Below are 23,046 nucleotides of genomic sequence, written 5' to 3'. Positions count from 1 at the left end.
TTTTGAATACAGTTTATGTCGCTTGATAGCTGTTTTTCAAAGAGTTGCCTTTTTAAGAAACAGTTGAAAAAAATCACGCTATTGAATTATCAAAAAGGGATTTTAGGAGTGATTATAAGTGTATTGATCGTTTTAGGCGTTCAGTTTTTATCAAAAAAAGAAGGGGAAAGTAAATTCCTTACTTTCCCCAATCGGGTGATTGACTCCTTTGACGGTTAATTTCTTTTCAAAGTGAGTCGATAGATTTCATTTTCTTCAACTTCTTTGAATTCAATTCTTCCATCAGATTTTTGAACCAAGGTCCATTCCTCATCCAATTCGCCGATTAGGCCAGTTTGTTTAAGCTCGATATCTAGGAAGATCTCAGTTTGGGTAAAGTTTACCTGCCACAAGCCAGAAATAGATGGTTGATTTGGACGCTTTAATTCGAGTCTTCCCAAGTTGTTAAATTGAAGTTCGAAATTTCGAAATGCCGAACTCATGTTATCCTCAGCATCCCAAAATGATTCGATGGAAAAGCTCTTCGTATTGACTTTTTCGAACAACTGATCAGCTACAGTAGCATTTTGAGGGGATGAAGTTGAAATTGGAGAGGTCGTGTTTTTGGTAAAGACCAAGTGATTGGTAAAGCCTTCCTCAGGGTATTCCAATTGGATCAAGTTGTCGGTCTGCATGACGATATACCAGTCCTCAGTGAGTTCCTCTAAAACAGATCCTGCTGGGAAAATAAGGTATAGCTCATTTTTAGGCGTATCGCGATCAAATCTCCAAGTGCCATTAACCGACTCTTGGTTTGAGGTAGCATTCAATTCCCCGTTTTGAGAGAAACTAAATTCGATTTCTTTAAAGTTGGATGTCAGGTCAATTCCCTCTTCCTCCAAGAAAGCAACTTTCCAACCCGAACTCATAGATCCTGGATTATCAGCACTCGGAGGAGCGCTGAAAATCTCATTTAAGGGGATCTCATTTTGTGGATTTTGATCTTGGTTTACCAGATCGCAAGATGCCAATAGAGTCAGGGAAATAGTCCAGATGAAATGTTGGATTCTCATATTTTTACTAGTTAGAGGGTGATTTGAATTTTTTGGAAAGGGGATTTATTTGGAAGAGTTGGCTCGAAAAAGGCCAAATTTTAGACCGGCAGTAAAAGTGGGCTGATTTTCAACCACAGGGAGATCAGGAGCTTGCTGAATAGTTCCTCCCATGATTCGATATCCTACTCCAGCAAATAGTCTAGCATGGGTATGAAGATTGACTTCGATTTGAGCGGCTGGTTCAATGAATAAAAATTTTGATTCTTCATTGTTCCAATTGTCTCCCTCATCTTCAAATTCGATTTCATTGACTCCAAAAGAAATGGGGAATGAAAAGTGGAAAAGATTGGAAGCATGCAAGGTGTATTCGATCAATCCTCCTGCCTGATAAGAATCTAAACGAGAGGCAAAGCCTCTAGCTTGATCAAGTGGATCCAAAACCTGCCCATAAAAGGCTCCAAGTGTAAGTTTATCATTGAAAACAAGGCCTCCTTTCACTAAAAAATATCCAGCAGGATCCGATCCTAGTTGAGTGGCTTGGAACCCTGGGCTGATCATAAACCCAATTTGAGAGGAGGAGAGACTGCCGTTCAACAGTGTTTTAGGCGTTTCTTGTGCAAGCAAAACTCCCGTTGAAATAAAAAAACAACTAACTAGGGTGATTATGTTTTTTTTCATTTAAGAGATTGATTATTTTCAACCTCTTACGGATATATAAATTATTTAGGTTGTATATTTTTGATAATTTATTAATTAAATATATTTATATTATATATTATTAAATAATATCTTTAATTCAATAATAGGCTTTATCTATCCACTTCATTTAATAAGGTTGTCTTTCTTTTTAATACTTTCAGTACGAAATAAAGAATTCCTGTGAAGGTAGTAAAGCTGGCCAAAAAGAGATTGATTTCTGGTTTGTTGTGAATCAAAACTCCGCAAATATCGAAGGCGCAGAAAATTAAAAACAAGGCAAAAAGTCCATTTTTTTCCTTTCTAAGGACTTTTTTCCAGCTAAAATGAAGGTTTGATTTTTTAAACCCCTTCCATTTTGGGATGAAAGCTGGCACCTGCTGGGACCACTCCAAGTATTGATCACCGAATTTTTTTCTGAGGAATTGCTCCTCTGCAAACATAATCCGCTCATAGTAGACCCAATACATTAAAATGAAGGATAGAATAAACCAAAGGTGACCGGTAAGAATAGCAGGACCTAACCACATGAGGAAATTGCCCAAGTATAACGGATGCCTGACTACAGAATAAATTCCGGTTGTATTAAGGGTGTCTGCAAGCTGCCCTTCTTTGGTGTTTCTACCAGAGGTATTTTTTGGAGTATGGCCAACGGTATAAATCCGGATGATCAATCCTGCTAAACCAACTGCCAAGCCAAAATAGATTAAGAAGGATGCATATTCCTCGCGATAGAAGAGGTACTCTTCAGGGTGCAAATCCCTTCTGAGATAGATTGGGATTGCTAAAATTAAAATGACTAGTGGTAAGAAACTTCGGTACTTGAAAAGCCAATTTCCTTGGGATTCTAATTCTTCTTGTAATGCCATTTGGGAGGGATGGGGTGGTATTTTGGGTGATCTTAAAATCCAAATAATTATTCTAATTATTAGAATAATTTAAATGAATCTGTGGGTGTTTGCTTGAATTGCCAATCTAATACCTTGTTTTTAAAAAGAAAACTGAAATGAATGAAATAAAAGGTCGCTTTGAACTGAACTTTGATTTTAAGTTGAAAAAAAATCATACAGCCTTCTTCAAAAAATAAGCCGTCTCTTGCTAGAAACGGCTTATTAATAGGCGAAAAATTTAGATTGGGCTTAGTGTTTTTTGTGACTTTTAGATGTTATTTAAATTCAATAGGTAGTTCGGTATGAAAGGCTTCCGTCTGAATTAAAAGATTCATAGATTCCTTCATAATTCCCTTCTTTGTAATTTATTCTTTTGTACAGGTTTCCATTTTCATAGTACTCCTCATGGATTCCATCTCGTTTTCCATTGAGGTAGTTTCCTTTTTCTTCTAATTGGCCATTCTCATAAAATCGCTCATATAGTCCATCATAAAAGCTATTTCTCGAGTTTTCAGGATTTATTTTTAGGGTGTATCGTGACTTCACCTGTCCGCTCGAATAATATTCTTCCCAAAGACCTACTCGGATTCCATTTTCGTAAGTTCCTTTTTCTTGAGGCTTCCCGTTTTCATGGAATTTTTCAAATTTGCCGTGGTATTTACCGTCTTCGTTTCGGTTTATTTTCGAAACTGGAAATCCGACTTCATTGTATTCTTCTGAAAGACCGACTTCAGTACCCATTTTGAAGGTTTTTCTGGATTTTAGTTTTCCATCCTCGAAATATGCTTCCCATAATCCATCTTTACTTCCATCTACATAATTATTCAAATCTCTGAGTTGGCCAATTTCATAGAAAGATTCTGCTTTTCCGTCTCTTTCACCCATCTTGAAGTAAATGTACCCTTGAAGATTTCCATTGTCATAATACCCTTCCCATCTTCCTGTACGAGTTCCGTCTGAATAATTTTCTACGGTCTTCAAGTTTCCAGATTCATAGTATTCTTGCCATTCATCGTGTTTTTCTCCTGACCGGTATTGTCCTTCCTCTTTTAGTGTACCGTCTTCATAAAATTGCTCATAGTCACCATCTCGTTCCCCATCTACAAAAAAGACAAAGCCTTTCAACTGTCCATTTTTGTGGTGATTGATTAGTTTTCCAGTGAATGGGATTCCTTTGAAATAAACAATCCCTTTTGTTTTGGTGATGTATTTCTGATCTTTTTCCCCGTCGATCACAGTGGTACAAGCACCAAAGAATAGGGTAATAGCTAGTAGGCCTAAAGAAATTATTTTTCGCATGCTGTTTATTTAAGGATGATTTTTACTGAGTCTGTTAGTTCTTTTTCGCCGATCGTTGTAAAAAATGAGGAATTAGGTTCGCTACTCGTAATCAAATGGGTGTATTTGACTCGGATTACCATTGTGTCTCCTTTCATAATTCCGATGGGAGCGATGACGGTACTTGCTCTTCCGGTGGTTTCATCGGTGATTGAAGAGGCGTTAATCGTGGGGACGAGCTCGTCTTTCCAGTTAAGTAAAGGAGGTAAGTTGGTGTAGATAAGTTCGCCAGTTAATGGATTGATGAAGGTCTTCGAAATATGAGCTACCGTATCTCCAGAAAGGAGCCACCAATTCAAATTATTGGACCATCGGATGGTATGTCGTTTCCCACAGCATTTACTTTCCAGAATGTTGTTGGAATTGAGGAGTCGTACTGAGATTCGCTGGATGTTTTGCCCTTCTTTAGTAAGGGTCATGGAATAAAATCCATTGGCGTCTTTGGGTAAGCGAAAATTCGGATCATCATTTAATCCGTCGTCAAAGACAAAGTGGATGTCTTCTCCCTCGTCAACTACAGCTTGTTCATCCATTAGGCTACAGCCCGCTAAATCGATCAGCAGTATGAATACGAAGGGGGTAATTTTAAACATCTTGCAAATGAAGAATTCAAGCTAAAATGTCCCCAAATGAATCATGTAATATATGTTTCTCCTTTTGTTTCCTATTTTTGTTTCTTATTTTATGTTTGAATATTTGTTGATGATTGGAAATAGGGGTTGAGGATAAACTGAACCATCAGTACTATTTTAAAATCATGTGATTTGGTTTGGTGGAGTATATTTATTCATGAAATAGTTATATATATAATGTCATATATTCTGATAAATAAAAAATATATACATAGGATTATAGGGTCTGTTTTGGCTGTTATGCTGTCATTTTCTGGGTTTTCTCAAACATTTCAGCGAGCAGTCATCCATAATGAGGATTGGAAAAAAAGTTCGAAATCCAATTTTTTAACTAATGAAATTTCAAGAGAGGTATTAATTCAGTTGGATAGTACTTATAAAGATGCTCCATCAGCGTATTCATTTTTAATGGATTCCAAGGGTTCTATCTATGTTTTCGTCCAATGTACCTTTGACTTTTATTTGTTAGAAGAGAATAAACTCCACAAAATATATAAGTTCAACAACAGAGGATATACCTGCGGAGCGACACCTTTTCAACGTGATGGGAGATTTTTTCTACTGGGGGGGAGTGGGTTTTGGAAAAACCATTCCGACCTCATGAAATTTGACAGTTTGTATGGCTCTTGGGAATTGGTGAGGACCGAATACCAGCCAGACGATTACCTTCCTCTGGGTGCATTCCAAAACTCCAAGGGGATCACAGCGCTTTTTGGAAATCATTACAATCCTCGGAATTCTGTCCGAAATACTGAGGAAATGGGCTATTTCTTAGATTGGAAGACTCAGGAATGGAGTCCTATTTCCATAGAAATTGAGGGAGTTGATCTGGCTTATTTGAGGAAAAATTACTCTACTGATTTTTTAGAAACCGAACACTTTGTTTTTCTGGCATCGAATACCGAATTGAAAAATTTAGGATGGAATATCATCGATAAAGAGACAGGAGAAATTTTTGTGTACCCTGATACCCGAAATTTCGAAGTATTTAGCTCTCCTTACATAGAGATTTTTGGCGATTTGGTGAGTTATATGGATCCGAAAGGGAAGGAAATGCAAATCGACTTGGGTCAAATTCACCAAGCTTCGTTGAAAGTAGGTCAAATAAATTATGGGGTGAGTTCTTCTTCACCTCCAAATAAAAATCTAATTGTCTATGTCTTTGGAGTAATTGGGTTTTTCATTGTTGTTTTGGCTGGTTTGGGGATCAAGAATTTTCAACGTAAAAAATCCAAATTAACAAGAACGATTGAGAATGAGGAAGTTGATATAAGCTCCGAAGTAATTTCTGAACTATTAACAAAAGAAGGTGAAAAGCTCACCACGGAGTCTTTGGACTTAATCTTGAAAATTGATCATACCCAAAATTTTGATTCCCGTCGAATCAAACGTTCTAGATTAATCAATGAAATCAATCAAGAGTACAAAAAGATGAAAAATAAGGAGTTGATTGTCAGAGAAAGGAATCCGAATGACAAGCGATTTTTCTTTTACATGATCAATTCCTGAAAATGGATGTAGTTCATGTCGGGCAATTTGACTTAGTCTAAACTGAATTTCTCTCCGAATTTTGCAAATCGGAAGCCTTGTTGCTCCAATAATTTTCTGCCTGCAAACTCCTCTTTCCTAACAGGATTACTATGATTCAGGTGGATAAAAATGATTTTTCCCCGTTCCTCTCGTGGCAAACTTTCAAATAAGGTAGCGCTCTCCGTTATGAATGGATGGGGTACTTCTTCCATCGGTCGGGGCACTTCCCCGTCTGCAAAAAAGGTCCCATCCAAAAAAGCATAATCGACATCTCGCACCAACTCTCGAATATCTATTTCCCATTTACTCCATTTATCGATATCCGGAATGTAAATAGCCTTTTTATTTTTCCCTTGGATTAAGTATCCGACTGTCTCGGAATATTCATCCCGGTGAGGTACTTGGATTGGCGTTAAACTTAAGCCTGAGGAAAAATTGATCGGGTGATTGTTTTGGAGATTTTTTAATGAAATGTTTTCCAGCTCAAGTAACTGATTCCATGGTCCATTTTGGGAAAGAAATTCACTCATTTTAGGCATGGCGTAAACTGGAATTTGTTTGGCATTGGCGGCTTCCCTCCCCAAATGAAGCAGTCCTGCATAGTGTCCCATATGGGCATGGGTCAAGAAAATTTTCAGTTCGCCTGATTTAGTGATCTCCTTCAGAAAATTGGTTTGAGCGACAAAGTCAAGGGTGGCGTCAATTAAAATGGGGCCAGAATCATCCATGATTCCCAAAGAAGCGACAAAATCATTTTCCTGGGGATTCGCACAACATTCCTTTTCACATCCCATGTGAGGAGAACCCCCATCCTGTAGCGTGCCGAGGATGATGAGGGTTTGGGTATTCCCGATAAATGGGACAATCAAGAAAAAGAAAACTATTGCTAGTCGCATGGAGTAATTTCAATTAAAATTGATCAATCAATCTAATTCTGAAATTTACCTTTTAAAAACGGGATGATAAAATCACAATGAATTAGTTGCCAATGTTTAAAAAGAAGCTTTTTTACTCTTTAGAGGTGGATCGCTCCGATATCTCCATTTGAATTTGAATCGCTATGAATCAAGCTTGAATTTCGTTTTCCTTATTTTATAAAATTATTAATAATTTTAATTGAAATATTTAAAAATTAAAATATTATAATTAATTAAGTTATTTTTTAAAAATTATAGATTATAAAATAAAGAATATTTTGAGTTTAGGGAATGTGTAATTGCTTTGGGTAAGTTATTTTTTGAGTAATAGTATTTGGTGATTGTTTTATAAAAAGCTTTTTATTTTAACTCAGTCGTTTACATAATTTGTCCATATGTTTTTTTGAATAAAGAATCTATTGGTCTAAACTATTCGTTGGCTTACATTTAATGATAAATGCATTTCAAGATTTATGAAGACAGATTTTTCTTGCTTTCTAAATTAGAAATAATGTTCATTATAGCACTATCTGAATAATTTTCATGATAAAAACTAGAATACAATTTATCAAAGGGTATCTTTTTAATGTGATTCTATGAGCTTATATACTATGTTCAGTAACGAATCAGTAGATCTGCCCATTTTAAAGCAACGAGCTTTCAATTTAAGATGGGCTTCGGTGGAAGAGGGGGTAATTCCCTTGACGGCTGCCGATCCGGATTTTCCCGTTGCAGCTCCGATTCAAGATGCAATCCTCAAATTTACCAAGGAAGGTTACTTCTCGTATGGGAATCCTTTAGGCTATGCGCCATTGAAAGAAGCCTTGGCGAATAGCTATAAAAGGAGAAAAAATGTCTCATTAAATCCAGCTTACATTTTGCCTGTTGATAGTGCTGCGTATGGGATCTATCTCATTTGCAAAACCTTTCTCAGAAAAGAGGATGAGGCGATCATTTTCGACCCCGTTGATTTTTTGTTTAAACATTCGATTGAGGCAGTTGGGGCGACGGCCGTTACTTTTCCAATTCCTGTTAATACCCCCAAGGTAGACTTTGGAAAGCTAGAAGAGTTGGTTTCACCCAAAACCCGGATGATTTGCCTTTGCAATCCACTCAACCCAACGGGTAAGGTATTTACTCGGGAAGAGCTTGAAGAACTGGGACGAATTGCGGTTAAGCATAATCTTTTGATCCTTTCGGACGAAATTTGGAGTGATATCATTTTCAAGCCGACCGTTTTCACAAGTATTGCTTCGCTTGATGAATCGATCCAGCGTCAAACCTTGCTTGTAACGGGCTTTAGTAAATCCTATGGATTGGCAGGCTTAAGAATTGGGGCAGTGATGGCTACTAATCCCTCACATTTTGAGAAGTTGCTCGAAAACTCCAGACATCAATCCACAATCCATGGCGCCAATATTTTGGGACAAGTGGCTGCTACAGCGGCATTAAATGAGTGTGATGACTGGCTCGATAATTTTTTAATTCATTTACAGCGTATGCGAGATCTGACTGTGAGTGAGCTGAATAAAATTCCCGGGATTTCCTGTGAATCGCCGGAGGGATGTTACCTGGCATTTGCCGATATCCGAAAAACAGGTTTGGATAGTAGTGCAATGCATGAAAAGATACTTCATGAGGCAAAAGTTGCAATAGTCCCAGGACTTGCGCAATGGTTTGGAGCCGGAGCAAATGGATATATCCGCATCAGCTTTGCTACCTCAGAGTCCATTTTAACCCAAGCCATGGAAAGAATTCAAAATGTGTTGATTAAATGAAAGTAGTAATTATCGGGGGCGGCATTGCGGGACTTTCTATCGGCATTTTTTTGAGGAGGAGCAATTTTGAGATTATTATCTGTGAGCGGGAATTGGCAACGCCTAACCGAGGCAATGCATTTTTGATGCACTCGGAAGGGGTGAGGATTTTGAAGGAATTAACCTATGGAGGATTCACAAATAATACCTTTCCCGGAAGTATCATTGACCGATTTAGTCTCAGAAGGCCAGATGATTCTGAAGTAATATTTCAGAAAATGGAGCCTTGGCAGTGCATCAAACGAAAGGAAATCATTGAATACCTTGACAGTTTCTCACCTGACCATTTGATCAAATACGATAGGAATTTTTCACATTTTGAATACAAGGATGGCAAGGCAATAGCTGCCGTCTTTTTAAATGGAGAGAAGGAATACGGAGATCTGTTTATCGGTGCGGATGGGGGACTTTCAAAAGTCCGGGAAGAGCTGTTTGGGAAAACAGATTTTACTCCCACAGAGGTCAAAGAAGTTTTGGGATTATTGCAGGATAAGGATATCTGTGACAGGTATCGTGGTCAATTAACCAAATTTCAACATCGATCCAAGGGGCTTTCGTTTGGGTTTATTCCCGCCACGGAAGACAAGCTGGTTTGGTATTCCCAGTATGATGTTCGGATCAATGATTTAACTGATGCTTTAAATCCAAGATCTCTCCGGAAATTTTGTAAAGAACTTCTCAGTGAATTCCCTCCTATTGTTCAGGAAATCATTGAAAAAGAGACATATCAAAATGCCTATATCTGGAATACCAGAGATTTTGATCTTCTCCCTAGTTTTCATAAATCCAACGTTGTTTTAATCGGAGATGCCGCGCATTTGTCGCTTCCATTTACCAGTGCGGGCACTACCAATGCTTTGGTAGATGCGAATACGTTGATCAATTGTATGCTTAATGAGAAAGATCTTGAGCAAGCCTTTTCAAAATTTTATGAGTTACGAGCCACTGAAATAAAGGAACAGATTGAACTAGGACGAAATCTGAAAAAGGACTTTTTGAATCCTCTGAATAAAACAGATGACGACCTCATTGTACCCCTGATTAAAAAACAACAAAACCTAGTCTCAAAGCTTGGAAGCGATCGAACGATCCATGTTTTGTATTACACAGACCCCATTTGTTCCACCTGCTGGGCGATTCAACCACAGCTGAGAAAACTCCAGCTAGAATATGACGAGTCTGTCAAAATCGAATATAAAATGGGGGGATTATTGCCCTCCTGGGACAATTTTGACCGACGGGGAATTAAGTCACCCGCGGATGTGGCGGAGCATTGGGAAAAGGTTTGTGAGTTTTATCAGATGCCAATTAACCAGAATATTTGGCTTGAAGACCCTTTGCCGTCTTCGTATCCTCCCTCTATTGCTTTTAAAGCTGCCCAGTTGCAAGACACTGATTTGGCAGTCATGTTTTTGAGGAGAATCAGAGAGATGGTTTTCCTTGAAAAGAAGAATATTATTAAGAAGGAGTTTTTGTTTAAAGCAGCTTTTGAAGTGGGCTTGGACGCGGCAAGGTTGATGCGGGACTTGGAAGGGAAGGCTCAGCTACTATTTAGGGAAGACCTTATCCTTTCAGATGCACTGGAAATAGATGAGTTGCCAACCCTGATTTTTACCAACAAGGAGGGGTTGCAATCCTCCATCAAGGGATATGTGGAATATGAAAACTTGGAGGAAATCATCCATAAGTTGGAGCCAAATCTAACCAAACGGTCTTACGACAATTCCCCCGAATATCTGTTCAAGATATTTCCCACGATTACGACAAAAGAGTTTGCCTTTATGCGGTCGGAAAAAGATGTTGAATCACGAAAAATTCTTGAGGATTTATATTCCAAGGAATTGATTACCCGATTTGAAAGCTTTGCCGGAAATATTTGGAAAAGTAATTTCGAAAAGCTCAACGCCTAGTTTCCATTTAAAATCTCCTACCAAAAACAATGGTATAAAAACTAAAAAAGCTACTCGTCTGATGTGCCCCCCAAAAAATATCCAACTTTTGGGGGCAGATCATTTCATTTGGCTTTTCAATTATTGGAAAGAGGGATCAAACTCCTTCTTTTTTATAAAACTCTCTGACAAAGGCCACGAGTTGGTTATCAGTGAGCTTGTCTGAGTCCTCCACTGAAAGCCATTTTCCTTCAAATGCTTTTTTCTCCCGTAGCCGGTTTTTCATCCGCTCTTTCATGGTGCCGGGTCCAAATAGCAGTATGTCCTCAAAGGATACTAGCTTTTGCTCCATTATCCTCATGTATTCATTGATTTCATTTTGGACAATTTGATGCTTTTTGTACTCGTTGTTTGAAGAATACTCCGGACTGGATGAAAATCTTGTCATGTCATTTCCTTCCCCTTCAACCCGCCTGACACTCTCATAAGGAGATTCCACTGTTTCCAAAAGTCTGGCTTGGCCACTTTTGAATCCTATCAAATGCGCTTTGGAATGGTCTATCCATACCCCGACTTGCTTGTAGTGTTCCATAGTTTTTTGGGTTTTGATCGTAAAAGGATAATTCGAACTATTCACTAATCTGTGTCTGAAAAGAAAAAAGAAACTCAAACGCTTACAGATAGTTAGGGATTTTTGGCCAAAGAAAAAAGCTTTTTTACAAGCATTTTAGAACAACCAAAATCGATTTGTAACTACAATAAATCAGCTAATCCTACCTTTCGAATATAGGTGACAGGCAGCTACAGGGGTCTTTGTGGCTGGTGATTTTCCATATCGCTCATACCCTTTGATATACACCCGACTGTCAACAAAGACAGGTCTATACCTTCTTTCGGTTTCATCCCAAACAATCAGTGACTAGGCAAATGGAATTTTGCTCTTTCTACCTATTTCAAACCTAGATTCAAAAACCAGCTCAGGCCAAGATTTAGGATAATCAAGACAATCAAACATGGAAAAAGAAAGTCAATTTTTCCGGAAAAATGGGGAAATCAAGAATCTGTCATCAACTGGAAAATGGTTCAAATCAATCTCCAAAGCTCCCAAACTAGGATTGTAACTCTTTACGATTCCTGACTTTTTGGGAAGTAAATCTTGAAACTTGAGCCTTTCCCTACCTCACTTTCGACCTCAATGTCGCCTCCTGCGTTGTTGATTATTTTCTTCACCAAATACAAGCCTACTCCAATTCCTTCGACATGGTCATGTGCGCGGTGAAATACTCCAAAAATCTTACTTCTTTCACTTTCTTCAATCCCCAATCCATTATCCTGAATCGTCAAAATTATTTGACCATCTGATTTTTCTGTTCGAATATTAACCACTAGATCCCGTTCGGGTGATCTATATTTCATGGCATTGCTCAAAATATTAAACAGGATACTTCTTAAATTCTTTTTTGAAAATTGAATTCTAGATTCCTTTAAATCATAATTGATTTTGGAATTTAAATTCACGAATATATCCTTCAAGACTGATTCAATTTCAGTGAGTAATTCTTTCAGGTTAACCCATTCCGGAACATCTATTTCACTTTCGATTTTTACGACGTCTGTGAGTTCTCGGACAATGGTATTTAGGTTGGCAACTGATTTATCTGTCATATTTACCAACTCCAACAGATCATTGGATCCCTGTTCTATTTCCTCTTTTAAGAGTGAAATAAATGTCCTCAAATTGGCTAACGGCCCCCTTAAATCATGAGAAACTGAATAAATAAAGGTTTTATGCTCATCATTGATTTTTGAGAGTTTATCCTGAATCTTTTTTAGTTCCGTAATATCATTAAAGGTAATTATCACACCATCGTTCCTATTATCCTGTTGTCTCACATAGGGAATTCCCATCATTTGATACCATCTTCCATCCAGAGTTTGAACCTCCTTTTCAATTACCTCAGAAGAAGTAATTACTTTTTGGATATCTGTGATCACCGTAGAAAAACGAATATTGGTAGTAATATCACTTATTACCCTTCCTACATCACTCTCTTTAAGATTGATCTGCTTAATCGCAGATGGGGTAAACTTCTTAAGGACAAGGTCTTGGTCTACATAAAGTTGCGCGCTGATAGTTGACTTGAAGTAATTATTCAATTCATCATTCAATTCCGCCAACTCTTTTATTTTGAGTTGGTATTCGTTGTTGACGGTTTGCAATTCTTCATTGACAGACTGAAGTTCCTCATTGACGCTTTGCATTTCCTCATTACTCGAAATGAGCTCTTCATTGTAGGAAGAAATATTATCATTGGATTCTTCCAATGCATGATTCACTTCGGTCAGTTTTTGCTTTGTTTCCGAAAGCTCTTCCTTGAGATTATCTATATATTCAATAACCTGTGCCTCTTTTTCAAAATCAACAGTTTCGGGCCGAAATACCTTTTTTGATTTATCATCACTAAAAAGAACCAAAAAGTAGCCTGAAACAGTATCAATGTCAGACAAAAAAGGCTTTACAAAAACATTAACAGCGTGGGGTTTGTCATCCTTATGGAAGATTACTTTTTTAACACCAGCCTCTTTATTGTTTTTCAATGCTTGATGGATAGTAGTGGAGGTGGCAATGGAGAGTTCCTCAGGCAACATCTCCAACAAGTTGAAATTAAAAAGTTTGGGAAGCAGGTATTTTTCATAGTTACCCAAAGTCTGAACTATTTTGAAGTTCCTGTTAATCCAAATTGCTGCTTCAAATCCGGATAGTTCCAGTAGTGAATGATTAAAAAGATCCAGCAGGTTACCTTTTTCGGTATTTTTCGGTGGGGTAGAGACTTGGTTTATGCTTTCTAATTGCCTTTCCAAGCCAGGTGTACTGTAAGTAGTATCTCTGAAATTCCGGGCTACTTCAATACTTTTAAAGATTCTCCATTTCTTATTTACCTCTATAAAAGACTTCTTTGCCTCTCCAAGACTTTCACTTGGTCCCAAAAAGAGGTATCCTCCCAAATTGAGGCAAAAGTGAAGTGAGGTAAGGATTTTCTTCTGTAGGATAGGATTGATGTAGATCAAGAGATTCCTGCAGCTAATCAAATCCATCTTACCATAAGGAGGCTGCTTGACAATATCATGATCAGCGAAAATGAGCATTTTTCTAAGGTGATCTCTCACTCGGTAATGATCACCTTGCTTGGTAAAAAACTTGCTTAACCGTTCTTGTGAAATATCATTTTCGATTCTTGCAGGATAAATACCTTTAGAGGCATGTTGAAGTGCAGCTTTATCAATATCACTCGCAAAAATCTTTACCTCCAGATTCTTCTTCCGTTCAGAAAGACACTCCGAGATAAGAATTGCGAGGGAATACGCTTCTTCCCCTGTTGCACACCCCACTACCCAAACCTTAAATGTGTCAACCTGCAATTTATTGTCAATGATCTCTGGGATGACTTTTTTCTGGATCACCTCAAACGCCTCTTTATCCCTGAAAAACTTGGTCACACTGATCAGGAATTCTTTTGCCAAATTTGAAATTTCAGAAGGATGGGTTTCTAAAAAAGACACATATTCCTTTAAGGAGGCTATCTTATTTTTAGCCATTCTCAAAATGATCCTTCTTACTATTGTTGGTCGCTTATAGTCTGAAAAATCTAAGGGAGTGTTTTTTTGGATCAGTTCAAGAATTTTCAATAAGTCAGACTCAAGGTCTTCATTGGAATTTCCAGAAATATCATCTTCCAAATCCTGACTCTTTAAGTGGGTAATAATTTCCTCTGGAATCAAATCTGGAGTAAGGATTGCATCTACATGGCCCGTGTCAATAGCACTCAATGGCATGCCATTAAACTTTGCGCTTTGAGGATCTTGAACAATCACAAAGCCGCCGTTTCTTTTGATAGCTGCAATACCTTTGGTGCCATCAGTCCCTGTTCCGGAAAGGATCACGGCAATGCTTTTTTCCTTGTGGCTCTCCGCTAGGGAATCAAAAAAAACGTCAATGGATTTATTAGGTTGATAAGGCTTGAGATCAGTAAGGAATAATCTCCGATTTTTGATGGTCATGTTCTTTCCCTGCGGCATCAGGTAAACATGATTTGTTTCCACAAACATCTCATTTTCGGCAACCGTGATTTTAAGTTTGCTATGCTTCGCAAGAAGCTCTGACATGAAACTTTTATGATCTGGCGAAAGATGCTGAATAATCACATAAGCCACCCCATCCTCTGGGGTATGGTCAAATAGCAGGTGAATAGCCTCCATTCCTCCCGCTGATGCCCCTATTGCAATAATGTAGGGCTCTTTTTCATAATTCTTTCCGCCTTTTTTCATGGTGCTGTGATTTTGGCAAGCTCAAAATAGATTACAAGTTGGATCCGCTACCATCATATAAGGCTCTTGCTGCTTTGCCTTAGAAGTAGTTTTAAATTGCTAAAGTCGGGTAATTTCTTAAAAACTGATATATCTTTTTGCATTGACCTTTGTAAGGTACACTAAATAAACTAATAAAAGCATGACTTTTTTCACTTTATAAAACCCTTCTTATCAGGTATTTTCTAATATATATTTGTGAAAAAATTTTATAATTTCTAAAAAATTAAAGTTTATACTAAAATTGGATATTGACAGCAATTTAAATTTTTCAAGAAAAATCCCTAAATCGAAAAAACATTATTTATTCATGTTTAAAACAAAAAATAACCTTTTAAAGCTATGGTAATCAGCCTTATAAATGACTTATTTTTTATTATTTAAATTAATAGCAGGAATTTAAATATAGATGAGCTTCCTATCTTTTTATTAGATTTTTAATCACAAACCACAGTCAAAATCACCTCCAAAGCCCCCTTCTTTCAATTCGAGCTTCCCGTTCCAATTTTTGAAATTGTTCCTGGTATTTAACGTTGGGCGGATAAGTAGCTACGCGTGCGTAGCCTTCCTTTACTAAGTGGGCATTGACCATACTGCCTGATTCGAGGTAAGCATAGGCCAAGGTACGTTTATATCGATCGTATTTTTGGACATCAAATTCCAATCTCACGCGCTTATTGAGTAGCAGTTGCTTAGTATAAGTACTAGCCTCTTTTCCAAAAAATTCCACATCCTTACTGCCAGTTTTTCTCGACTCGGGTGCGTTGATCCCAATCAGGCGAATTTTCTCTTCTTTTCCTGAAGGATGGATGACCCAAAACGTATCTCCGTCAGATACTTTGGTAACTGTGAGAAGTACGGTCTTTGTTTGGGTAATTCCTTCAAAAGGACATACTGAAGCAACTAGAAAGGATACAAAGATTATAATTGGGGATAATTTGTAAAGTTTCATGGGGCAAGCTACTGCAAAAAGGGATTAGGATTCAAACTCAATAGTCAATGATCATACTCAATGAAATCATATTGAGAACCTTAAAAATTGAGCATCGAAAATTGTTCATTGCTTATTTTCCACAATTTCGCAATTACTTCTTCACCGATTATAGAGCCATACTGACAGAAAGCTGCTGGTGACTCAGTCCTGCCTTGTTCATCTGAGATTTAAAATGTTCAATCCCTCTTAACTACTCAATGGATCGGGGTATCCTATCTGGTACATCATTGGAATTTCCTACTTAATACGCTCCTCTTTTGGAGATTTTGCATCGAAATTTCCCCAAGTCATCTATGGCCAACCTCGCTCTTTTCCGATTCGGGTGAAGGTCTCTGTATAACCTGGTTAGTAAGCTTCAACTGCTTCTTCATGGGTTCTTCCCACATTGCCCAAAGAATGAATTCCAACTTTTAGTTCTTTCTGAGAAAATCCGACTTAATCCCCAGTTTCCCAATAAAGATATACCAAGGGTCTGAAGCGATGAATTTCACCACCGATCACCGCTGGGAAGAATAGGTTTTCCCTCTTCTGCTAGCTTTCTGCAAAGCAATTCTTGATATTCTTTCTTAGCATTACTTTTTGCGTAACACTATTTCAGGGCATGTCATGTCCAAAAATGAAAAAAGCCCTCAGATCTAAATCTGAAGGCTTTTTCGCTCCCCCTATTGACGAAAGATGCAACTGGGACTAACTAGTTTTGAGAGGTTTTAAGAAAAAGGTTCAGTATAAAAGAACGATGGGGCTAAATTTTTTCAGATTCAAATTGACTTTGGCTTTTCGACATCTCAAAAGATTTGTTTTGGATTATTAAAAAACAAGATTTAAATTTGTTAGTAAATACTAACTAACTGAAAAATGATCTCAGAAAGGCAAAGAGAAATCATCGATGCGGCAGGCAAAATCCTTACTGAATCTGGTCTTGGAGGCCTGACTACGAAAAAACTCGCTTTCGAAATGGGGTTTTCGGAAGCAGCCATTTATAGACATTTTTCCAGTAAGGAGTTGATAATTCTGGCTTTGTTAGAATATCTCCGTGAAAATATGGCTTCTAGACTTTCATCCTTGGATCCAGGTTTGGAATTGGAGGAGCGTTTTCGGGCGGTTTTTAGAAGTCAGTTTCATTTTTTTTCCAGTCAGCCACATTTTGTCGTAGCGGTTTTCTCGGATGGGCTTTGGGAGGAGAGTGAGCAGATCAATCAGGCGATTCTGTCTTTAATGCAAACAAAAATGAGCTTTTTGATGCCCTTGGTTTCAGAGGGGCAGGCCAAAGGTGTCTTCAAGTCTGAAGTTGCTGAGGAGCAATTGGTGCATTTGGTATTGGGAGCTTTCAGGCTTCAGATGTTCAAATGGCGAGTTTCAGGATTCAGTTTTGACCTAATTCAATCTGGTCAAAAGTTGATCGATTCCATTTTACTAGTAATCAAAAAGTAAAAAAATTTATCTCAATATGTTAGTAAATACTCACAAACAAATCTTATTAACCTTTCTTTTTTTCTTGGGGATAGGGAATGCAAAGGCTCAAGAGTGGACTTTATTGCAAAGTTTGGATACTGCGATGCAGCATAATCGAACGCTATTAATCTCCCAAAATCTATCTAACGCAGCCGTCTTGAAAAATCAAGAGGCCAAGAGTCACCTTTTGCCAAAAGTGATGGCAATTGCGGACTACAAGTATTTCACTCAATTGCCCTATCAAATTCTTCCGCAAGAGGCTTTTGGAGGCCCCTCGGGTGTATATAGGGCGATTCAATTTGGAGTGCCACATACGATCATGGGCAACTTAAATCTCCGGATGCCCATTTATGATCCCCAAATCATGGCTGGAATACAGGTTTCAGAATCGTATCAGCAGTTGATCGATCTGCAACGTGTCAGAACTGAGGAGCAGGTTTACCTAGAGGTGTCGAACCTTTACTACAATGCACAGATTTCGAAAAACAAACTTGCCTTTCTTCAAGCCAATCAGGTAAATGGTGAAAAGCTCGAGCGAAATGTCCGATTACTTTTTGAGCAAAAGCTTGCTAGTCGAACTGATTTGGATAAAGTGATCCTCCAAAATCAACAGTTAGTGTCTCAAATAATCCAATTGGAAAGCCAATATCAAACCATTTTACAGCAGCTCAAATTAGTGATTGGCTTGCCGCTTCAGGAGGAAATGGACGTCGTCACAGAGGTGCAATTCGAGGAATCCGAACTTCCCGATGCGGGGCTGACTTCGGATTATAGGATTCAGGAGCTCCGAGAAAAAGTATTGGCCGAAGAGCTGAAAGGTTTAAAAAAATCCCGGATTCCAAGTTTAAATCTGGTAGCTAACTATGGTACTACAGGCTTCGGATACAGGGGCGCTCCGGAATCCTTTTTGGATTTCTATTCTCAAAGTTTCATCGGAGCGCAAGTGAATTTCCCAATTTTCAACGGTACGATTACTTCCAAAAAAATACGTCAAAAAGAACTGGAACTGGAAAATGCAGCTCTGCAAAAATCGCTGGTTGGAGATCAATTACAAGTTCAATACCAAGCGGCTCTACTTCAGCAAAATACAGCCAAAAAGCAAATCGAAACGACTCAAGCACAAATAGATTTGGCAGCATCGATTTACGCCAAGTCTATCCTAATACAGCGGGAAGGGCTTGCCACGCTCACAGATATTTTGCTTGCGGATCAGTCGCTCAGAACTGCCCAACAGTCTTACCTAGATGCAATGGTCGACTACCTTAAGGCCACACTCGAAATCAAAAAATTATCTGCCACACTTCTCAACTAAGTACTCATGAAAAAGATCCTTATTTATATTATCCCATTGGCTCTGATTGCAGCGGTCGCGATCAAGCTCCTATCGAATAAGAAAACTGCCGAAGATCGGGTGTATGTTTATGATAAAGAACAAAAGGTTTCTGTTTTTGCAGTGAAAGCTACCGAAGGGCAACTCGCCAGTCAGCGGAGTTTTTCCGGTGTGATCGAGGCTGTTAGAGAAAGTAAAATCAGCGGAGAAGTACAGGGAAAGGTGAACCTTGTGGCAGTAGAGGTAGGACAAGAGGTTCGCGTCAATCAGCTTCTCGTGCAGCAGGATGTAGCGTTGCTTCAATTACAGTTGAAGGCAGCCGAAGTGCAAAAGGACGGTCTGAAGGCTGATCTAAAACGGTATCAGGTTTTGGTAAATAATGAAGCTATTCAGGGTATACAACTGGAAAAAACGGAGCTGGCCTTGGCAGGATTGGAAGTGCAAATTGGAACTCTCCAAGAACAAATTGCCAAGTCTTCCATTCGGGCACCTTTTTCTGGAATCGTTACAGCAAAATTGACTGAGGTTGGCGATTTTGCCGCTCCCGGAAAACCGCTGATACAAGTTACAGATCTCAGCAAAATCAAATTAACCTTGCAGATTCCTGAGAATGACCTGCTCTATTTTCAAGCAGGGAGTTCTCAAGTGGTGAAAATCGCTTCTCTTTTGGCTGAATTTTCCGGGAAAGTCACCTTGATTGGAAGCCGAGGAACGCTTGGTAATAGTTTTCCGGTTGAACTGACGTTTGACAATACACCCGATTTGGCTATTAAAGCAGGAATGTTTGGGGAGGTTGAGGTGAATTTAAAGCAAGCGGAAAGTGGGGTGACTTTGCCTGCATCTGCCTTGCTAGGGTCTGATCTGAATCCTCAAGTCTATATCATTCAAAATGGGAAGGCTACACTCAAGCCTATCCAAATTGCAAGGCGCGTAGGAGATCAGCTGATGGTGAGTTCAGGTGTCCAACCAGGAGAAGTGGTTATTACTGGAGGACTGGTCAATGTATTTGAAGGAGCAAATGTGGAACCTATTTTTTCTTCTCAGCGATGAACATTACATCAATTTCCATCCATAGGCCCTCGCTGATTATCGTATTGTTCAGCTTGTTTATCCTTTTAGGATACATCGGCTTTACCAATTTGTCTTACGAACTCATGCCGGACTTTAATCAGCCGGTGTTGGTAATCAAGACTGCCTATCCAGGGGCATCGCCTGATGAGGTTCAATCTTCTGTTTCGGAAAAAATCGAAGATGCGCTCTCCAATCTGGAAGGAGTCGATTATCTCGTCACCAAGTCCATGCCCAATGCATCGGTCATCATTGCTAATATGAATTACGGAGTTGACCTTGATCAGGCTATGCAGGATGCCCAACGGTATATCGGCAATATTTCCAAAGACTTACCTGAGGACGTGTTGTCTCCGGTGATGAGTAAGGTATCGCCAAATGACCTGCCAATAATGTCCATTACTTCTACTAGCAACCTGGATTCTAAGGTTTTTTATCAGAAAATGGTGGATGAGTTTTTGCCTCAAATTCAGCAGTTGAAGGGGGTAGCGGAAATCACCGTATTGGGTGGGGAGCAACGGGAGATTCAGGTTCAAGTCGATCCCAATAAGTTGCGATTTTATCAGATTTCATTGCAGCAGGTCGTCGATGCAATTAACCGGGCAGGTCTGGATGTGCCGGCTGGGAATGTGCAGTCAGATAGGATTCAAAATGCAGTTCGTCTGAGTGGTAAATTCCAGGATCTTGCCTCACTTGAATCAGTTCAGGTAGCGATGCCTATACCGGGCTCCCCAATCTATGTAAAAGATGTGGCCATAGTAACCGATGGTACCAAAGAGATCGCGTCAATTAGTCGATTTAACGGGAAAGAAGGAATTGGGCTATTGCTCAAAAAACAGGGTGATGCCAATGCAGTGGATGTTTCCAGGGCTGTCCGGAAAAAGCTTTCTCTGATCGAGGAGAGGTATCAATCAGAAGAAGTGTCATTTGTCATCGCCGATGACAGTACTGACAACACCATCGCGGCGGTTAATTCTGTAGTTTTTGATTTGATTTTAGCTGTAATCCTCGTGGCCTTGGTGATGCTGCTCTTCTTACGCAGCTTCCGAAACTCACTGATTGTCCTAGTAGCTATTCCAACTTCACTTGTGACTGCTTTCGCAGTGATGTGGCTCTTGGGCTATACGCTCAATTTGATGACACTGCTAGCAATGTCTTTGATTGTTGGCATTTTGGTGGATGATGCCACAGTTGTTTTGGAAAATATTCAGCGTCACTTGGATATGGGGAAAAGCAAAAAATCTGCTGCCATGGATGGACGGTTGGAAATTGGCTTTTCTGCCTTATCCATTACTCTGGTGGATGTGGTTGTGTTTCTGCCCATTCTATTTCTTCAGGTTTTTGTGGCGGATATGCTCAAGCAGTTTTCAGTAGTGGTTATTACCTCAACCATGACTAGTTTGCTGGTTGGTTTTACCCTTACACCTTGGATGGCATCCCGTATTGGAAAAGCAGAAGATCTAAAACCCACAAATGCTTTTAATAGATTATTGATTGGTTTCGAACAACAGTTGGACCATTTCATCGCATGGTATGGACGTCAATTGTCTTGGGTACTTATTCATAAACTTGCATTTACTGGAATTGTTACTTTGCTTTTTGTTATGACACTAGGAATTCTCAGACAGGGAATAATAGGAAAGGAACTCATTGCGACGGGAGATCAGGGTAAGTTTCGGATGTATCTGGAGTATGACAAGTCCACCAGTGTAAAAGAAAATAACCTACGTACCCTGAAAGTAGAACAGTTCCTTCTACAGCAACCCGAAGTTGCGACGCTTTTTAGTAATGTCGCAGGGCCTACCACAGGTATTGGTAGTTTGGGAGTAGGATTGCCATACAAGTCAGAACTCACTATACAGCTCCATGACAAAAAGGAAACAGGTGGCCTTTCCACTGAGAAATTTATGAAAGAGGTGCGAGAGGAAATGAAGCGGACTTTTCCTGGGATTAGTTTTTCGATGACAGCCCTAGGTTTAATTCCGCGCACTTCACCAATAGAGATGACTCTCAGTGGTCCTGATCAGGAGCAGGTTATGCAGGCGGCTCAAGATTTAGCCTTGGCAGTGGAGAAAATTCCCGGAGCAGATTACGTCAAACTGTCTGTAGAACAGGGAAGTCCTGAGTATCAAGTTATTCCGGATTCGGATAAACTTCAGGGACTTGGGCTTTCTAATGCTGCATTGGGGATGACCATGCGCAGTGCATTTGCAGGGAATGAGGATGCAACGTTGACCGAGGCCGGAACAGAATATCCTGTACGAATTCAGCTGGATAATTTCAATCGACAGTCTTACGAAGATGTCAGAAACTTTCAATTGGTAAACTCCAAAGGGATGCCTATCACCCTTTCCCAAGTGGCAGAAGTGGTGCAAGCCAATTCCCCCTCGCTTTTGGAGCGCAAAGACCGACAGCCGGCAGTAACCTTGACAGCTGATGCCTTGGGACGACCTTCCGGTTCTGTAGCAGATGAAGTGGTCGCATACTTAAATAAAAACCCGCTCCCTGAAGGAATCAGTATGGTGTGGGGCTCTGATATTAAGCGGCAAAATGACAGTTTCGGTGCATTAGGTCAGGTATTGTTGATTTCTTTTCTGTTGATTTACCTGATCATGGTGGCGCTATACGATAGCTTTGTTTATCCATTTGTGGTCTTGTTTTCAATCCCCGTGGCAGTAATCGGAGCAATCCTGGCACTCAATCTTTCGATAAACAACCTGAGTTTATTTGCACTCTTAGGTCTGATCATGCTGATGGGCCTGGTGGCCAAAAATGCCATTTTGATCGTGGATTTTACTAATCAACTCAAGGCAAAAGGATTGGAAACTCGGGAAGCTCTGATTGAGGCAGGAAAAGGTAGGATGCGTCCCATTTTGATGACTACACTTTCCATGGTAATCGGGATGCTTCCAATTGCATTGGCAAGTGGCACAGCGAGTGAGTGGAAAAATGGCCTGGCTTGGGTGATTATTGGCGGACTACTTTCTTCCTTGATTTTGACCGTTTATTTGGTACCTATGGTTTACGAGTTCATAGATCGGCTGAAGATTCGTTTCCAGGGTACTGCGAAATCATCCTAAAAAAAAAGCCTCTA

The 23,046-nt window shown here is 39.4% G+C and carries 16 protein-coding genes; 7 read left to right on the top strand and 9 right to left on the bottom strand.

What is annotated here, in order from left to right; translation table 11 throughout:
- Positions 1-215 precede the first annotated feature (215 nt).
- The 5 genes from AO498_RS15520 to AO498_RS15500 form a co-directional block, all read right to left on the bottom strand.
- Complete coding sequence (locus tag AO498_RS15520; protein WP_067549694.1) at positions 216-1,052, bottom strand: hypothetical protein; 837 nt, start codon at positions 1,050-1,052, stop codon at positions 216-218.
- Positions 1,053-1,097: 45 nt separating this feature from the next.
- Positions 1,098-1,712, bottom strand: a complete 615-nt coding sequence (locus tag AO498_RS15515) for a hypothetical protein (protein ID WP_148660262.1) — start codon at positions 1,710-1,712, stop codon at positions 1,098-1,100.
- A gap of 131 nt (positions 1,713-1,843) precedes the next feature.
- The gene (locus AO498_RS15510) at positions 1,844-2,599 is read right to left on the bottom strand and encodes a methyltransferase family protein (protein WP_067549690.1); all 756 of its coding nucleotides are present in this window, start codon (positions 2,597-2,599) and stop codon (positions 1,844-1,846) included.
- A 306-nt stretch (positions 2,600-2,905) separates the two neighbouring features.
- Positions 2,906-3,919 (bottom strand): toxin-antitoxin system YwqK family antitoxin, encoded by a 1,014-nt coding sequence (locus AO498_RS15505; protein ID WP_082792269.1) that lies wholly within the window; start codon positions 3,917-3,919, stop codon positions 2,906-2,908.
- Between the two features lie 5 nt (positions 3,920-3,924).
- Positions 3,925-4,551 carry a hypothetical protein gene (locus tag AO498_RS15500; protein ID WP_067549686.1) on the bottom strand — a complete coding sequence of 209 codons (627 nt, stop codon included), beginning with the start codon at positions 4,549-4,551 and terminating at the stop codon, positions 3,925-3,927.
- Between the two features lie 639 nt (positions 4,552-5,190).
- Between AO498_RS15500 and AO498_RS15495 the strand changes: the two genes are divergently transcribed.
- Positions 5,191-6,099 carry a hypothetical protein gene (locus AO498_RS15495; RefSeq protein ID WP_148660261.1) on the top strand — a complete coding sequence of 303 codons (909 nt, stop codon included), beginning with the start codon at positions 5,191-5,193 and terminating at the stop codon, positions 6,097-6,099.
- A gap of 32 nt (positions 6,100-6,131) precedes the next feature.
- Here the strand turns inward: AO498_RS15495 and AO498_RS15490 are convergent, their stop codons facing one another.
- Positions 6,132-7,016: an MBL fold metallo-hydrolase gene (locus tag AO498_RS15490; protein WP_067549682.1), complete on the bottom strand. Its 885-nt coding sequence runs from the start codon at positions 7,014-7,016 to the stop codon at positions 6,132-6,134.
- Between the two features lie 632 nt (positions 7,017-7,648).
- On the opposite strand from AO498_RS15490, the gene AO498_RS15485 reads away from it, so the two are divergent.
- Positions 7,649-8,815 carry a pyridoxal phosphate-dependent aminotransferase gene (locus AO498_RS15485; RefSeq protein ID WP_067549680.1) on the top strand — a complete coding sequence of 389 codons (1,167 nt, stop codon included), beginning with the start codon at positions 7,649-7,651 and terminating at the stop codon, positions 8,813-8,815.
- The gene (locus AO498_RS15480) at positions 8,812-10,764 is read left to right on the top strand and encodes a DsbA family protein (protein WP_067549679.1); all 1,953 of its coding nucleotides are present in this window, start codon (positions 8,812-8,814) and stop codon (positions 10,762-10,764) included. The genes AO498_RS15485 and AO498_RS15480 overlap by 4 nt, the downstream gene beginning before the upstream one ends.
- A 136-nt stretch (positions 10,765-10,900) precedes the next feature.
- On the opposite strand, the gene AO498_RS15475 is transcribed toward AO498_RS15480, so the two are convergent.
- From AO498_RS15475 to AO498_RS15465, 3 genes are all read right to left on the bottom strand, one after another.
- Positions 10,901-11,335, bottom strand: coding sequence for a hypothetical protein (locus AO498_RS15475; RefSeq protein ID WP_067550567.1), 435 nt, complete (start codon positions 11,333-11,335; stop codon positions 10,901-10,903).
- A gap of 533 nt (positions 11,336-11,868) precedes the next feature.
- Positions 11,869-15,069 (bottom strand): chemotaxis protein CheB, encoded by a 3,201-nt coding sequence (locus AO498_RS15470; RefSeq protein ID WP_067549677.1) that lies wholly within the window; start codon positions 15,067-15,069, stop codon positions 11,869-11,871.
- 499 nt (positions 15,070-15,568) lie between these two features.
- Positions 15,569-16,060, bottom strand: a complete 492-nt coding sequence (locus AO498_RS15465) for a thermonuclease family protein (RefSeq protein ID WP_082792267.1) — start codon at positions 16,058-16,060, stop codon at positions 15,569-15,571.
- 897 nt (positions 16,061-16,957) lie between these two features.
- Here AO498_RS15465 and AO498_RS15460 point away from each other — a divergent pair.
- From AO498_RS15460 to AO498_RS15445, 4 genes are read left to right on the top strand one after another with little or no spacing between them, the layout of a single operon-like run.
- Positions 16,958-17,533 (top strand): TetR/AcrR family transcriptional regulator, encoded by a 576-nt coding sequence (locus AO498_RS15460; protein WP_067549675.1) that lies wholly within the window; start codon positions 16,958-16,960, stop codon positions 17,531-17,533.
- A gap of 16 nt (positions 17,534-17,549) precedes the next feature.
- Positions 17,550-18,866 carry a TolC family protein gene (locus AO498_RS15455; RefSeq protein WP_082792266.1) on the top strand — a complete coding sequence of 439 codons (1,317 nt, stop codon included), beginning with the start codon at positions 17,550-17,552 and terminating at the stop codon, positions 18,864-18,866.
- Between the two features lie 6 nt (positions 18,867-18,872).
- Entirely contained in the window at positions 18,873-19,934 is a 1,062-nt protein-coding gene (locus tag AO498_RS15450) for an efflux RND transporter periplasmic adaptor subunit (protein ID WP_067549673.1), read from the top strand.
- On the top strand, positions 19,931-23,032 hold the full coding sequence (locus AO498_RS15445) for an efflux RND transporter permease subunit (protein WP_067549671.1): 3,102 nt from the start codon (positions 19,931-19,933) through the stop codon (positions 23,030-23,032). Before AO498_RS15450 ends, AO498_RS15445 begins: the two co-directional genes overlap by 4 nt.
- Positions 23,033-23,046 lie beyond the last annotated feature (14 nt).

It is taken from the genome of Algoriphagus sanaruensis (genome assembly GCF_001593605.1).
GTDB classification, from domain to species: Bacteria; Bacteroidota; Bacteroidia; order Cytophagales; family Cyclobacteriaceae; genus Algoriphagus; species Algoriphagus sanaruensis.
The sequence above is the reverse complement of the archived record's forward strand: the minus strand, read 5'-3'. Positions and strand labels throughout refer to the sequence as shown.